Raw genomic sequence first — 15,412 nt, 5'->3', positions numbered from 1 at the left:
GGGGAAGGTTGGGATGGGGGCGGGCGGAGCGCCCACTGGATACGCCGCTTGCCCCCACCCCTGCCCTCCCCCAGCGGGGGAGGGAGAAATACGAACGCATGCCGCGCGTCATGGCGAACCTTGCGCCGGCCCGGCCGACTCCACCAGCGGCGACGCCGCCAGCACCGCCAGCGCATCCACCGGCTCCGGCACGCGCAGCCGCCACGCACCATTGCCACCAGGCCCACCCACCACGTCGGCCGAGATCGACTGCAGCAGCCTGTCGGCCTCGTCCATGCGCACGCCCTCTTTCCATCGCACGATCAGGTCCGCGCGCGCCGGCGCGGGCTCCGTCGGCACCGCGCGGAAGCGCACCTCGTCGTCTTCCGCCGCATCGCGTGCGCCGGGCAGCCCGAGGTACTGGATCACCACGCACAGCGCCAGCACCGCGACGGCCGGCCGCGCCCAGCCTTCGGCGCCGACCCAGCGCCGGATGCTGCCCCACCAGCCGCCTTCGGGCCGCTCCTGCGGCCGCGCACGCGATGACGAAGGCGACGAAGCGGCGGCTTCGTTCACAGGCGGCGCCAGCGCGCGGCCCAGCTGCAAACCTGCGTTGCGATACAGCGCCTGGTAGTCGGCGCGCGGGTCCTGCGTTCCGAGCGGCGTGCCCGACAGCACCTGGAATGCGCCCTCCCCCACGCTGCGCAATGCGATGCGCCCCGGCTCCGGCGCGATGGCCGGCGACGCATGCGCGGCCCACTCGTCGTGCACCGCGCGGATCGCCGCGAGCCGCGTGGCCGACACCTCGCCGAGCACGCGCGCGCACAGTTGCGGGCTGGGTTCGAGCGTGAGCACGTTCCATGTCTGGATCACGCCGAACATCGGCTCGAAAGGCTCGTCCTCGGGCTCCAGCAGCACGTCGAATGCAGAAGCCCAGTCGGCCTCGCCGGCGGCCATCCAGCCCTGCCAGAGCTCACCGTGGATGCAGCGGTCGAGCAGCACGCCGAGCAGCCGGCCCTCGTGCACCACGCTGACGAGCCGCCCCGGCGCCCAGCGGGCCGGGAAGGCGCGCAGCGCGACCGCCTCGCGGCGGCGTGCCAGTTCGGCCAGCGGCAGCAGCAGGTCGGAAGGAACGGGCGCGCGCGCGGGTTCGGCCTTGCCTGCGGGCGCAGAACCCGGCATGGCCACGACCGCGAGGCCGGGCTCTTCGTCCGCGCCGTCCTCGGGCACGGCGGAGCCGGTTTCGAGCGCGTTGCGGATCACGCTGAGCGGGGGCCAGAGTTCGGTGGGCATGGCGTCTTTTCCTGAATGGCTATGTCTTCAGGCGTAAGACGCTTCAGCACCGAGGATTTTGAAAACCTGCAGGATCGCGTCCATGTTGCCGGGCTCGATGGCGATGCCCAGCGTCTGCTGCAGCCAGCCGCCGAGCCGGGTCTTCGCATAGTCGGCGGTCATGCTCTCGCGCTTGTGCACCAGGCCCAGCCGGCCCGCGCGGTAGTGGTACGAGGCGATGGCATGGCGCGAGGCGATGCCCGAGAGCCCGCCGTCGGCCTCCTTGCCGAAGCCCTCGCACAGCAGGATGCGCTCGGGCTCGGGCAGCCCGGCGATGAAGGCGCGCGCTGCCGCCTGCACCGCCTGCGCGCTCAGGCCGTGTTCGGCGAGGCAGCCTTCGAGGTCTTCGCCCGCGCCCACTTCGTCTTCCAGCTGCGCCTCGGTGATCTGGTCGCCGATGGAGAGCTTGCGGCGAAAGGCGCTGGCGCGCGTGCAGTCGATCAGGTAGCGGCGGAAGTAAGCGCACAGCGCGAACGCGGTCGAAGGCGCGCTGTGGCCCGCGCGCTCTTGCGAATCGCCAGGGTCGGCGTCGAGCCGCAGCACCTTGACGTAGATGAACTGCGCCACCAGCTCCTGCCTGCCATCGCCCAGCACCTGCAGCTCGGGCGGGTTGCAGGCAGCGAGCGCCTCGCCCACGATGCGGTACATCGCGCCCATGTCGTCCGGGCACAGCGTCTGCCGGCGCCGCCAGAGGCGGACGAGTTCACTGCTCTCTGAAGACGACAGGGTTTCCTGCATGGAAAGTTCGGCACGCCCGGCCGGTCAGTCATCCACGCAGCTGCCTTCGGTGGGCACCAGGCACTGCGGCAGGTTCGCGCCCACCGGCCCGCCGCGCGTGCGGATGGCCGACGCAGAAGACGTGCCCGTCGCGGCCTGCGCCACGGCCAGGCCGCGCGGCAGCAGGATCCACAGCTGGCCGCGCTCCTTCATGCGGCGCGCGTTGGTCGCGGCCTGCTGGCCGTTGCCGAAGAAGTAGTCGGCGCGCACCGCGCCGCGAATGGCGCCGCCGGTGTCCTGCGCGATGGTCAGGCGCTGCATCGGCGCGCCGCTGCCCGGCGTGCGCGTGGAAACGAACACCGGATAGCCCAGCGGCGTGCTGCGCGGATCGACAGCGATCGAGCGCCCCGCCGACAGCGGCACGCCGAACGCGCCCACCGGCCCGCCGACCGGAGAGGTGGCCTCCTTGAAGAACACGTAGCTCGGGTCCTTGATGCCCGAACCCGCCACGGCGCCGGCCGCGCGCCGCCCCGGCACCACCACCGCGCCGCTGGCGACCGGCCGCGCGAGCGTGAAGCCGCGCGTGCGGATGGTGCTGCTGTCGACCGCGCCCACGTCGTCATCGTCGCCGTCGTCCAGCTGCAGTTCGATGGACGAGCCGCGCACCTTCACCGGGCTGCGCGGCTTGCCGTTGGCGGCCTGCGCCAGCGTCGGGCGGAAGGGCTGGCCGTTCTGCTCGGCGTAGGCCACGCGGATCAGCTCGCCGCTGGGCAGCTTGATGCGGCCCGAGCCCTGGATCTGCATCTCGTAGAGCGCGGTGGCGCTGCTCACGAAGGCCAGCACCTTGGCGTTGGGCGCGCCCTTGGTCTCTATTTCTTCGCGCGTGTAGTACGGCAGCAGCTGCTTGCCCTCGATGCGCAGACGCACGCGGCGGTCGATGGTGTCGCGCGAGACGCCCGACAGGTCCAGCGCGTAGAGGCCCGGCGCGCCCATGTCGCGCGTGCTCAGGCCGGTCTGCACGACCACGTTGCGGCCGTCCACCCGCGCGGCCACCGTGCCGTTGCCCGCGGGCAGCTTGCGCGCGTCGGCGAACAGCATGTCCTCCGGCTGGCCGTAGACCGGGTAGATGAAGGGCGCGCCGTACTGTCGGCTGCCCGCGATCTCGGGCTCGAAGTAGCCGGTGACCACGCCGTCGGGGCGGCGGTCGTCGTCGCGGATCTGGTAGGCCGAGAACTCGCCCTCGAAGAAGCCGCGAATGGCGTTGTTGTTCCTGCCGTCGACCTTGAGCGCGCGCTCGCACACCTCCTTCCATTCGGCGCCGCGACCTGTCAGCACCTTGCAGCTGCCGAGGAAGGCGGGCCAGCTTTCGGAGAAGTCGTCGCGCGACCAGCCCGGCACCGAGTCGAAGCCGACCGAGGTGTAGGTGGCGAGCTGGGTCGAGAAGGTACGCGCCTGGCCGGCCACGCTGGCACCGGTCGGCGGCGGCTGGCGCGAGGCGGCGGTGTCTGGCGCGGCGGGCGCCGCGGTGTCTGCGGCCGGCGGCGGCGCGGCGCACCCGGCCAGCGAGGCGATGGCGGCGGCGGCGCTCCAGCGCAGCAGCGTGGCGGTGAAGCCCGGGGTCGGGCGGGGCGGCGATGGCTTGTGCATGAAGGTCTCCTGGTCCGGAAAGGGGCGCCCTCGCGCGGAGGGCCGGCGCTCCACAGACGATTACTTCTCGACGATTTTGAAATTCGCGACGCCATAGACGTCGTTGCACGGCGCACCGGCGGGCGCGCACACCGGCTTGCCCAACAGCGGCGAAGGACCGCTGCCGCGCGTGGCCTCGAGGGCGGCCAGCACGGGCAGCGGGAACACGGGAAACACGCCGTCGTTCTGCACGCCGGCGGCGCTGAAGTCGCGCTCGTGCTCGCTCACGAGCACCGCGAACTGGTCGGTGCCGGGCGGCCCGCCCGCGTCCATCGGCCAGGAGGCGCGAGGCAGCGAGAGCGAACCGCCGGCGGTGATCTTGTTGTACTTGTCGAGCAGGTTCGGGAACAGCAGGAACATCTCGCCGCCGCTGGACAGCAGGAACACGTAGACGAAGCCTTCGCGCTTGCTGCGAACCTCGAACGCGAGACGGTCCTTGCCGACGGTGACCTCGGCCTTCTTCGGCGTGGCGGTCACGTCGAAGCCCGGCGCCGCGCCGGCGGCGAGCGACTGCAGCGAATCGAGCGGCGTGCGCGGAGCCGGCGGGGGCGGCGGCGGTGGTGGCGCGGGGGGCGGCGGAGCCTCGGCGACCTTGGTGTCGGGAAGCGGCGCGGGTGTCGGGGCGACGGCGACCTGCTGCTTTTCGTTGTTGTTGTTCATGTCGGCTTGCGTGCCGCCCGTGCGGCCCTGCAGGAACCACCAGCCGCCGCCAGCCACGGCCGCGAGGGCGACCACCGAGGCGATGGCGACGACGGTCTTGCCGCCGCCAGACGCAGCCGCAGGCGCAGGAGATGCCGGCGCCTTCGCATTGCCCGTCGTCTTGCCGGTGGACTTCGCGCTGCCGACGATGACAGTCGCCGCATCCGCGCCATTGCCACCACCTTGCTGAACGCGCGGCGGCTGCGTGCGCGGCACGGGCGCGATGGTGTGCCCTCCCGCGTCGAGATCGAGCGCCGCGCGCAGTTCCGCCATCGACTGCGGCCGCTGCTCGGGCCGCACGCCCAGGCCCGCGTCGATGGCCTCCAGCAGCCGCGGGCTGTAGCGCTGGCGCAGGATGTCGTTGCCCGCCAGCGGCACGTAGCTGTCGGACAGCAGCCGCGCCACCGATGGCGGCGGCGCCCGTCCGCACACCGCCACGTGCATCACCGCCGCGAGCGCATAGACGTCGGTCCAGGCGCCCTGCGACATGTCGGGCATCTCCGCGTACTGCTCGATGGGTGCGTAGCCCGGCTTGAGGATGACGGTGATCGCCTGCGTCTTGTCGGTGATCACGCGGCGCGCGGCGCCGAAGTCGAGCACCACCGGCCGGCCGGAGCCTTCGAGCAGGATGATGTTGTCGGGCGCGATGTCGCGGTGATAGCAATTGGCGTTGTGCATCACCGCCAGCGCCTGGGTGACGCCGTCCATGATGCGGATCAGCCATGCCTCGTCGACCCCGGCGGGAATGGCCACCAGCGCTTCCCTGAGCGTGTCGCCCTTGTAGAAGGGCATGACCATGTAGGTGGTGCCCTTTTCCTGCCAGAAGCGGTAGACCTTGAGCAGCGACGGATGGTCGAACTGCGCGAGCAGGCGGGCTTCGTTGATGAAGCTGCGCATGCCGAGGTCGAAGGTTTCCCTGTGCCGTTCGGACAGGGGGACGACGGTGCCGTCCTGCTGTCTGGTGGAGAGCGAGGTGGGGAGGTATTCCTTGATCGCCACCACGCGTTCGAGGGTGTGGTCCCAGGCTTCGTAGACGACGCCGAAGCCGCCTTGGCCTATGACTCGGGTGATTTCGAACTCTGCCAGGCGGCTGCCTACGGGGAGCAGGCCGGCGTCGGTGCTCCCCGTGGCGGGGCTGGTGACCGGGGTTGCGCCTGCGGTGATGACTGTGGCGGCCATGTCGCCGGTTGTTGTTGGCGGCTGGCCTGGCTTGGGGACTACGCGGGTGCGGTCGTCGTTGGAGTCGGTCATTGACTGGCTCCTTTGTCGAGGGTTTTCTTTCCGGGGCCGGGTCTCGCCCCGGCGGGCGACCTACTTTTCTTTGCTTCGCCAAAGAAACGTAGGCAAAAGAAAGGCGACCCCACTGTCTGCGACCCCTTCGCTGCGCTACGGGGCAACCTGCGGTGCTCGCGTTTCGCGGGGTCTCGCCCAAACTCGCTTCGCTCAGACAAGGGCGAGCCCTGATCCGCGAAACGCTGTGCTCCTCGGCGCAGCCAGAGGGGGGTGGAGACAACACGGGCCATCGCTGCGCTTGGCCCCCACGCGGCACAGCCGCTGCGCGGTTGTGCCGTTCGCGCCGAGCGAAGCGATGGCACGTTCGGTTTCCAATCCCTTCTGGCTGCGCCGAGGAGCGGAGCGTTTCGCGGATCAGGGCTCGCAGCTGTTTGAGCGAAGCGAGTTCTGCGAGACCCCGCGAAACGTGAGCACCGCAGGTTGCCCGTAGCGCAGCGAAGGGACGCAGACAGCAGGGTCGCCTTTCTTTTGCCTACGTTTCTTTGGCGAAGCAAAGAAAAGTAGGTCGGCCGCCGGGCCGAGACCCGGCCCCGGGAAGCAAGACAAGAAGAGGCCGTCATCTCACTCCTCCCCCGCAAAGCCGAGGAAAAGCACATCGAACTTCTCATCCAAAGGCAGGCCCTCACCAACCATCCGGACCCCAGCCTCATCAGCAGGATCGCCAAGCCAAAGAGAAGCCCCCGCCACAGGCAGCTCGAGCACCTCCACAAGCAGCTCGCGTCCAGCCTCGCCGCCAGCAGGAAAGAGCCTCTGCAGCACGGCATCGAACCGCACCGCATCCAGATCCCCCTCAAGCCCTTCCAACGCAGCCCGCACAGCCAACGCCCACCACTCCAGCGCGGCAGCCAGCGCCTCCCCCCGAAGCTCCGTCCGATGGTCCCCATCCAGCTCCACGGCCAGCGTGAAAGGAAAGTACCGCCCCACACCATCCACCGAAGGCATCAGCACCCCGATCCATCCACGCTCGCCGACAACCCGAGGCCCGAGCGCAAAGCACCAGATCGGCGCCTCCAGATACCGCTCGATCCAGTCGGCATGCCGGTCCTTCAAGCGCGCCAACCCGCGCTGCAGCCACTGGTCCCAAACAGAGCGAAACGCCTCGGGCAAGCGCCGATGCGCGAAGTCCCCCATCCCCGGCAACTTGCCGAACCACCCCGGCAGCGCCGCCGAGGCAAGGAGGGGAAAGAACGCCGCGCTCACAACCCCTCCGGACAAGAGAACTCGCGCAGTTCGCGCAAGCGGATCGGGTGCTGCACGCTGTTGGTCGTCACCTCGAACCGCGTCTTGCGCGCGCCGATCTGGAAGGTGATGAAGAACTTCTCCGGCGCATCGCCCGCTTCGAGCTGTCCGTCGTCGAGCGCTCGGAACAAGGCCCACGGCCCATCGACGGCTTCGCCCGAACTGCCCGTGGTCGAAGGCGGGCTCACCTGGATGCGCACCTGGTTGCTGCCCTTGGGCCCCGGCCACTGCACCGCCATTGGCACCACCGGGCCGTGCGCGTATTTCACGAGCTGGCCGTCGACGTCGAGGATGAACTGGGTGATGCCCGCGTCCATCTCCACCGGCTTGAAGTCCAGCCGCATCGACGGGCCCCTGCCGCCGCCGCGGAAGAAGATGTCCTTGATGCGCGCCGCGCGCTCGAACTGCGCGAGCGCCTGCGTGGTGATCGCGCCGCGCTCGGCCACGGGCTTGTAGCGCCAGGGCCGGGTGCTGGTGTCGACGAGTGCGGCCAGGCGCTTCTGGAAGAAGTCGTCCATCAGGCCGCCGGGGCCGAACATCTGGCCGAAGTCTTCGGGCAGCACGTCGCGCTTGCTGTTGCCCACGAACGGATAGCGGCCCGCGATGGCGCGCGCGCAGAACTCGGCCACGGGGCGCAGGTCCTGGCTCAGGTTGCCGCGCTCGGCCGTCTGCGCCTGCGCGGCGCCGGACTGGCTCAGGTTCTCGACCATCGAGCGCACCGGCTCCGGCAGCCGGCCGGCGTCGGACTTGAGCTTGCCTGCCACGTCGCCGGGCGGCGGCGAGGTGCGGCCCTTCACCGCCGTGTCGACGGCCGTGAGGTACACGTACACCTCGTTGAAGAGCTTGAGCGCATCGTCGATGGGCGCGGGCTGGTTGGGCCCGCCGGCGGTGACGAGGCGGCGCAGCGGCTCGAAGCGGTCGTCCACGATGCTCTCGATGCGCTTGCCCGCTGGCACCTGCCTGCCGGGGTCGCCGCCGAACAGGTCCTCCAGGCCCTTGCGCGTGTTGCGCACGGTTTCAGTGGCCTTGCTCACCACGTCCTTGCCGGCGTCGCCCTGCGGGATCAGCGTGGTTTCCTTGACCACGGCGCGCAGGAAGTTGGAAAGCGGCGAGCCCACGCCCGAGAGGATGCGCGCGGTCTCGATGTTCTTGTCCAGCCCGTTGGCGCGGATCAGGCGCACGTCGGAGAGCAGCGCTTCCCATTGCTTGACGTATTCCTCGAGGTAGAGGCGGCGCACGCGGTCGGTCAGCGCGCCGAGCGCGGCCACGTCGCGCAGGCGGTCGGCGGTGTTGCGGTCCTGCCCCAGCACCCACGGGTCTTCGTTGGCGAGCAGGCCGGTGAGCACCGTCACTTCGTTCTGGAAGCGCTTGTGATAGCCGTCGTAGGTGAACATGCCCGGCACGCCCTCGGTCAGCGGCTTGCCGCTGATGCGCTCGAACACCAGCGGACCCGAGGGGCCGGTGGCCGCCGCCACGCTGAAGGCCGGGATGTCCTTGGTGGCGCGCTGGCGCTTGAGGCGGCTGAACACGCGCTGCTCCAGCGGGTAGCTCGCGAGCACGGCGCGCACGCTGCGCACCAGGTTCTCGTCCATCTTCAGCGGCGAGCGCGGCGGCCCTTGCGCGATGAGCACGTCGAGCTGGTCTTCGAGCTGCTTGCGCTGGTCTTCGGGAATGCCCCGGTCGAGGTTGCGCGACCAGTCGAGCGTGATCCAGGCCTTCAGCGCCTCGGCGTCGAAGTGCTCGGGCTGGTAGAGCATCAGGTAGCTCTTGAGCGCCTCGTAGGTGTACTCGAGGTTGTCCTTCTGCGCGGTGCGCAGCTGGTCCTCGATGCGCTTGGCGATCTGCGGCAGGAAGGCGTCGTTGAGCGCGCGCTGGTGCGTGAGCATGGCGGCGGCGTCGAGCTTGTCGCCCTGGTAGAGGCCCAGCGTCATCGACAGCGGCTCGTCGCCCGCGCGGTTCTCGGGCGTCTTCCAGATGTCGCGCAGGCCCTGAAGCACGGGCGCGACTTCCACCAGGTTCTGCACCCGCGCGGGCAGCGCCGCCAGGTTCTGCCGGGCGGGCTCCACGCGGGCCTCGACCGACTTCAGGTAGTTCATGTTCTGCAGCGTGCTGTAGCCCCACGCAGCGAGCAGGCCGACGGTGACGAGCGTCATCGCCGTCACGCCGATCACGCGCAGCGTGTGGCGGCGGCGCTCCAGCTTCACGTCGGCGCCGGCCAGGCGCTGCTCGGGGAACACCACCTCGCGCAGCAGCGATGTGAGGAAGTAGCTGCGCCCGCTGCTCTTCTGCGGCGCGAGCATCGCGCGCTCGATGCCGAAGCTGCGCGCCAGGCTGCCCATCACGCGGTCGATCGGGCTGCCCTCCTGCGTGCCGCTGGTGAAGTACACGCCGCGCACCCACGGCGGCTGTGCAAAACGGGAGCCGGTGAACACCTGCTCCAGCAGGTCGGACAGCAGCGATCCGATGGAGCCGAACTGCGCCGGAAAACCGAAGATCGCCGCGCGGCGCGTGCCGTCGGTCTCGCGCTGCATGCGCGCGATGAGGCCGTCGTTCACGCGGTTGTGCAGCAGCGCGAATTCGCGGTTGAAGGCGGTGGAAAGCCCCTTCTCCTCGACCTGCAGGTTCTCTTCCGCCGGCAGCGTGAAGCCGAAGACCTGCGCGCGCTGCTCCTTGCCCAGGTCGTCGAAGTAGTCGGTGAAGCCGTAGAGCAGGTCGCTCTTGGTGACGAGCACGTACACCGGCAGCCGCGTGGTGAGCTTGCTGTCGAGCTCCAGCAGCCGCGCGCGGATCGACGCAGCGAGCTGGCTGCGCGCCTCCGGCCCCTGGCTCAGCAGGTCGGCCACGCTCACGGTCAGGAACACGCCGTTCAGCGGCCGGCGCGGGCGCGCCTTCTTCAGCAGGCCCAGGAAGCCTTCCCATGCGCTCTTGTCTTCCGACTGGTGGCTGTCCTGCGTGGTGTAGCGCCCGGCGGTGTCGATGAGCACCGCCTCGTCTGTGAACCACCAGTCGCAGTTGCGCGTGCCGCCCACGCCGCGGATGGCGCCGGGGCCGAACTTCTCGGCCAGCGGAAAGCTCAGGCCCGAGTTCACCAGCGCGGTGGTCTTGCCCGCGCCCGGCGCGCCGATGAACACGTACCACGGCAGGTCGTACAGATAGCTGCCGCCCGAGATGGAGAGCCAGTCGCGCCAGCCCGGCTTCTTGCCCGCGGCGTGCAGCCGCATCTGCTTGAGCGTGGCGACGGCTTCGCTGAAGCGGGTGTCGAGGATTTTCTGTTCGCCGTCGACAGGCGCGTCGGCGCGCGCGGCGGGCGCCTTCATGAGGCCGTCCGTCAGGTGGCGGCTCGCGCGGCGCGCGCGCCAGCGGCGGTACAGCGCGCGCAGCAGCACGGCCAGCACGATCACGCCGATGACGATGGCCCGGGTGAGTTCGCTCTCCAGCGGCGCGAGAGCGCCGATCTTCACCAGCGGGCCGATCCACCAGACCAGCAGCGCGACGACGATGAGCGCCAGCAGCGTGAGCAGCAGCGGGCTGAACAGGAAGCCGAAGATTTTCTTGATCATTTCGCCGCTCCGGCGTTGGCGGCCACGCGTTCGGGCTCGGTCAGCAGCACGATGTCGACGCGCCGGTTGCGCGCGCGGTTGGCCGGCGTGTCGTTGGCGGCCACGGGCTCGGCGTCGGCCTTGCCGTCCGAGCGCATGCGCGCGGGGTCGACCAGCGTGGAAAGCGCGCCCTTCACCGCGTCGGCACGCGCGGCCGACAGGTGCCAGTTGGACGGATAGCGCAGCGAGCGGATCGGCTGGTTGTCGGAGTGGCCGGTGATCAGCACCTCGCCCTTCACCTCGGCCAGCGCCTGGCCGATGCGGCGCAGCACCGGCAGCGACTGCGCCATCGGCTCGGCGCTGCCGGAGCCGAAGAAGGAGTCGCCGCGCAGCCGCACCACGCTGCGGTCGGCCTCGTCGGTCACCGTGACCAGGCCCTGCTTGATCTCGGGCTCCAGGAAGCGCGCCAGGCGTGGCGTCTTCGCGGGCAAGGCCGGCGGCGCGATCTGGATGTTGGGCGCGCGCAGGCTGGACACCGCGGCATAGGTGGTGTCGGAACGGTAGTTGAGCGTGAGCCGCAGCGCGAACCATGCCAGCGCCAGCAGCAGCGCGAAGCCCGCCGCGAACACCCACAGCGGCAGCGACTCGCGCAGCCGCACCGTGCCCGCGCCCTGCCCGCGCCAGTGCGGCGAAAGCTCGGGCTCGACCGGCGGGCGGTCTTTCGCGATCAGGTCGGCCAGGCGCTGGCGCACCGAGTCGAGCTGCGCGCGGCCGTTGTCGACCACGCGGTAGCGGCCCTCGAAGCCGAGCGCGAGCACGCTGTAGATCAGCTCCAGCAGCTGGCGGTGCGTGGGCACGTCCTGCGCGAGCTTGGCCAGCAGCTGGAACACCTTCTCGCCGCCCCAGGTCTCGTTGTGGAACTGCACCAGCAGGCTCTGCTTGTTCCAGCCGGCCTGCACGCCCCAGGGCGTGTTGGCCACGGCCTCGTCGAGCGCTGTGCACAGCACGTAGCGCGCCGCCAGCACCGACTCGTTGCTCACGCCGGCGCGGCGCGCATTGGCGTCGAACTGGTTCACCGCGTCGGCGGTGGAAGCGCGCAGCGCCGGCACGCTGGGCGGCTGTGCGAGGTTGCGCAGTTTGCCGATCAGCACCAGCAGCTTGCCGGCGGCCGACACCAGCGGATTGAGCAGCCCCAGCTCGCCGACCTCGGCCGCGGGCGTCGGGTCCGCGCCGCCGAAGAACGGCGCCGGTGCCGGCGCGCTCGGTGCGCCGCCGGGCGTGCGCGGCTTGGGCTTGATGACCGTGCGCTCGGATTCGAACGCCGCGAAGGGGTCTGGATTGGTCATGCGCGTATTGCCCAGAAAGCGAGATCGAGGCCGGGGAAGTCGCCCGCGATGTGCATCGCGATGCCGCCCGACTGCTCGAGCTGCCGCCACAGGTCGCTGTTGCGTGTTTCGAGTTCGAAGTAGTTGGCGCCCGCGTGGAACGGAATCTGGCGCGGCGCGACCGGCATCGGCGTGAGCGTGACGCCAGGCAGCGCGAGGTTCACCAGGTCGCGGATGCGCTCGACCGGGCCGATCTTGACCTGCGTCGGAAAGCGCGCGCGCAGCGCCTCGCTGGGCATGTGCGCGTTGACCGCGAGCACGAAGGTGGCGTTGCGCTGCAGCTCCACGTCGGTGACCACCGCCACTCGCACGCCGTGCTTGCGGTCGTGCAGGTCGATGCGGATGGCCGACTGCTCCAGCACCATCGACAGGCTGCGGCGCAGGTCGTCCATGACCGGGCGGAAGCTCATCGCCAGGTCGTCGTGGATGTAGGGGCCGAAGCGCGCCACGCGGCGCGAGTCGCGAAAGCTCGCCAGCTCTCCGGCCAGCCCGAGCGCCTGCTCGAAGAACTTCCGCGGATGCAGCATTGCGCTCTTCGCCAGGTGCGCGAACACCGCCTCGTTGCGGTTGACGGCCTGCAGCAGCATGAAGTCGGCGATCTCGGCCACGCCGCCGGTGCCGCCCTGCGTCATGCGGCCGGCCAGCGCCTCGCCGCGCTGGCGCAGCAGGCCCAGCAGCTCGTCGAGCCAGGCGCGGATCACCGCATGGCCCGCCACGTCGAGCAGCGGCGGCAGCATCGCGCGATCGAGCAGCACCTGGTTGTCGACGCGGCGCTCGAGCACGCGCGCGATGCCCAGCGTGGTCCAGGCGTCGGTGGCCTCGCCGGCGCGCATCAGCCGCGTGTGGAGCTGGCCCAGCTGCAGCATGGCGGTGCGCTCGCCGGCGGTGTTGGAGTCGGGCACCTCCGACTCGAGCACGCGGTGGCGCACCAGCTCCTCGTAGTCTTCGGCGTCGGCCTCGCGCGCGCCGGCGCGGCGCAGCGGCAGCGCGAGCACCACGGCCTCGTCGCGCATGCCCGAAGGGATGTCGATGGGCTCCGGCAGCGGATCGACCGCCGGCATGTCGAACACGGTGCCGTCGCCGAACACGCCCACCGCACGCACCAGCGCGAGCTTGCCGAGCGTGAGCGCGGCCGCGTCGATCTCCAGTTCGGCAAAGCCCCAGGCATAGGGCGTGGTCGTGCGCAGCAGCACATGCCGCGCATGGTCGGCATGGCGCTCGCTTTGCTGCAGGTGCTGAGGCTGCAGCAGCATCCCCTCGCTCCACACCACTTTTGTTCGCCAACTCATCCGCGCTCCGTCAACGGCAAGGGTGCCGGAAAAGAAGCACGGAGTTTCAGGCGCGGGAAGCGGCGGGCAAATCCGCCTTAAGGCCTAGGCTCGGGGGTTTGGTGGTACGGCGAAGGGACTAGGGCCTGTCTCAGCGATCCGGCGCGCGCAAGGTCTCGACCTGCTCCGCATAGATCTTCTCGATGCGCTGCAGCCGCTGCTGGCGCGCGGCCTCGTTGACCCACGACGCGGCCTTGGCGCGCTGCTTGCCCAGTTGGTACTCCAGCAGGGCTTCCGGCAGCAGCGCGGTGTCGTCGGCCCCGACGTAGCCGTAGGCCGCGCGCAGGTTCTTCAGCACCTCGCGCTCGGCATCGCCGCGCGGTCCCTTGGCCTTGCCGTAGCCGGTGAGGAAGGCTTGAAGGCGCGCCTGGAACTCTGGCGGGTAGCCGCGCCGCACCACCATCGGCGCGCCCGGCGGCGGCTCGGATTCCCACACCACCTGCAGCCGCTCGGCCTCGACCGGGAACTGCTGCCTGAAGCGCTCGAAGTCGGTGGTGTTGTTGGTGGCCACGTCGGCGTCGCCGTTGGCCACGGCCAGCGCGGTGGCCTGGTGGGTGCCGACGAACTCGCCGAGGAAGCGGGTTTCCATCTCGATGTTGTTCGGCAAGAAGAACTGGCTCTGCGGCACGATGAAGCCGGTGACAGAGCGGCTGTCGCCGCGCGCGAGCCGCCAGCGCTGCGGCTCGGCGAGCAGGCCGGCCAGCGTGTTGAAGGGCCCGGCCTTGCGCATCAGCAGCACCGCGCGGTGCTGCGGAATGCCGGGCTGCTTGGCGATCTGCGCCACCACCTTCATGCGCCGCTGCATCACGGCGTCGAGCGCCATCTTGGCCGACAGGAAGGCCATGTCGATCTCGTCGCGGCCGATGGCGCGGTCGAGTTCCTCGTACGAGGGCACGGAATAAGCGCTCACGGGCAGGCCGAGCGCGCGGCTCATGTCGGCGATCAGCGGCGTCCACAGCGCCCGCGACTCGACGGTGCCGCCCAGCGGCAGCACGCCGAAGCGCACCTCGCGCACCACGCCGGGCACGCCCTTGCCGGGAGCCGGCGGCGCCGCGGCGGCGCCCTGCGCCGTCGCCGCGGAAGGCATGGCCAGCAGCGCGGCCGACGCGGCGAACAGCAGCGTCGCGGCAAGGAAGCGCGAGGCCGGGCGGGACATCAGGGCGACACGTCCTTGAGCACGCCGACCTGCTCGGCGTAGCCGCCGTCGATGCGCTGCAGCCGGGCCTCGCGCGCGGCGTCGTTCACCCACTGCGCGGTCATGGCGTTCTGCCGGGCCAGTTGCCAGGCCAGCTTGGCGGCGGGCTGCAGCGAGCTGTTGTCGGCCGGCACGAAGCCGGCCAGGTCGTGCAGCGACTTGAGCACCAGCCGCTCGGTGTCGCCGCGCGGGCCCTTGGCGCGGCCATAGCTGGTCAGGAACACCTGCACGCGCTTGCGCAGCTCGGGCGGGTATTCGCGCCGCATCACGATCTGCGCATGCGGAATCAGGTCCGACTGCCACAGCACCTGCAGCCGGTCTGCCTCGGCCGGAAAGCGCTGCTTGAAGCGCTCGAAGTCGGCCGTGTTGTTGGTGGCCACGTCGGCCTCGCTGTTGGCCACGGCCAGCGCGGTGGCCTGGTGGGTGCCGACGATCTCGCTGAGGAATCGCGTCTCCATCGCGATGTGGTTCGGCAGGAAGAGCTGCAGCTGCGGCACGATGAAGCCCGACACCGACTGCTTCTCGCCGCGCGCCAGCCGCCAGCGCTCGGGCTGTGCCAGCAGGTCTTTCAGCGAATTGAAGGGCGGCGCCTTGCGCGACAGCAGCAGCGCGCGGTAGCCGGGCAGGCCGTCGTGGCGCACCACCTGCGCCACCACCTTCATGCGGCGCTGGGTCACGGCGTCCAGCGCCATCTTGCCGGACAGGAAGGCCATGTCGACCTCGTCGCGCTGGATGGCCTGCTCCAGCGCCTCGTACGAATTGACGGACAGCACGCTCACCGGCCGGTCGATGGCGCGGCTGAGTTCGGCCAGGAGCGGGTCCCAGTCGCTGCGCGACTCGAAGGCACCGCCCAGCGGCAGGATGCCGAAGCGCATGGGCGGCTCGCGCGCGGTGCCCTGGGCGCAGGCCAGCAGCGGCACGAGGCTTGCAAGCAGGGCCATGGCCGCTGCGCGCAGGGCAACTGGAAACAGGGCAGTAAGGCGCAATGAAACCAGCATTTTTTGACCGGATGGCATGGAT

10 protein-coding genes are annotated in these 15,412 nt (G+C 70.4%); all 10 read right to left on the bottom strand.

From position 1 onward, the window contains the following. Positions 1–108: 108 nt before the first annotated feature. Positions 109–1,272 (bottom strand): hypothetical protein, encoded by a 1,164-nt coding sequence (locus L3V85_RS05535; protein ID WP_237678403.1) that lies wholly within the window; start codon positions 1,270–1,272, stop codon positions 109–111. 27 nt (positions 1,273–1,299) lie between these two features. Then, positions 1,300–2,049 (bottom strand): hypothetical protein, encoded by a 750-nt coding sequence (locus L3V85_RS05530; protein ID WP_237678402.1) that lies wholly within the window; start codon positions 2,047–2,049, stop codon positions 1,300–1,302. A 24-nt stretch (positions 2,050–2,073) separates the two neighbouring features. Continuing rightward, on the bottom strand, positions 2,074–3,675 hold the full coding sequence (locus L3V85_RS05525; protein ID WP_237678401.1) for a murein transglycosylase A: 1,602 nt from the start codon (positions 3,673–3,675) through the stop codon (positions 2,074–2,076). 60 nt (positions 3,676–3,735) lie between these two features. Beyond that, complete coding sequence (locus L3V85_RS05520; RefSeq protein WP_237678400.1) at positions 3,736–5,664, bottom strand: serine/threonine-protein kinase; 1,929 nt, start codon at positions 5,662–5,664, stop codon at positions 3,736–3,738. Positions 5,665–6,267: 603 nt separating this feature from the next. Then, positions 6,268–6,906 carry a type VI secretion system-associated protein TagF gene (gene tagF, locus L3V85_RS05515; RefSeq protein WP_237678399.1) on the bottom strand — a complete coding sequence of 213 codons (639 nt, stop codon included), beginning with the start codon at positions 6,904–6,906 and terminating at the stop codon, positions 6,268–6,270. Then, positions 6,903–10,505, bottom strand: a complete 3,603-nt coding sequence (gene tssM / locus L3V85_RS05510) for a type VI secretion system membrane subunit TssM (RefSeq protein ID WP_237678398.1) — start codon at positions 10,503–10,505, stop codon at positions 6,903–6,905. Before tssM ends, tagF begins: the two co-directional genes overlap by 4 nt. Continuing rightward, positions 10,502–11,830 (bottom strand): DotU family type VI secretion system protein, encoded by a 1,329-nt coding sequence (locus L3V85_RS05505; protein WP_237678397.1) that lies wholly within the window; start codon positions 11,828–11,830, stop codon positions 10,502–10,504. The genes tssM and L3V85_RS05505 overlap by 4 nt, the downstream gene beginning before the upstream one ends. Further along, the gene (gene tssK / locus L3V85_RS05500) at positions 11,827–13,158 is read right to left on the bottom strand and encodes a type VI secretion system baseplate subunit TssK (protein WP_237678396.1); all 1,332 of its coding nucleotides are present in this window, start codon (positions 13,156–13,158) and stop codon (positions 11,827–11,829) included. Before tssK ends, L3V85_RS05505 begins: the two co-directional genes overlap by 4 nt. A gap of 130 nt (positions 13,159–13,288) precedes the next feature. After that, the gene (locus L3V85_RS05495; RefSeq protein ID WP_237678395.1) at positions 13,289–14,353 is read right to left on the bottom strand and encodes a phosphate/phosphite/phosphonate ABC transporter substrate-binding protein; all 1,065 of its coding nucleotides are present in this window, start codon (positions 14,351–14,353) and stop codon (positions 13,289–13,291) included. Beyond that, positions 14,353–15,390, bottom strand: coding sequence for a phosphate/phosphite/phosphonate ABC transporter substrate-binding protein (gene phnD, locus L3V85_RS05490; protein ID WP_237678394.1), 1,038 nt, complete (start codon positions 15,388–15,390; stop codon positions 14,353–14,355). Before phnD ends, L3V85_RS05495 begins: the two co-directional genes overlap by 1 nt. Positions 15,391–15,412 lie beyond the last annotated feature (22 nt).

Source organism: Variovorax paradoxus (assembly GCF_022009635.1).
Taxonomy (GTDB): Bacteria; Pseudomonadota; Gammaproteobacteria; order Burkholderiales; family Burkholderiaceae_C; genus Variovorax.
Note: the sequence above shows the minus strand (reverse complement) of the source record. Positions and strands in the feature narration are given on the sequence as shown.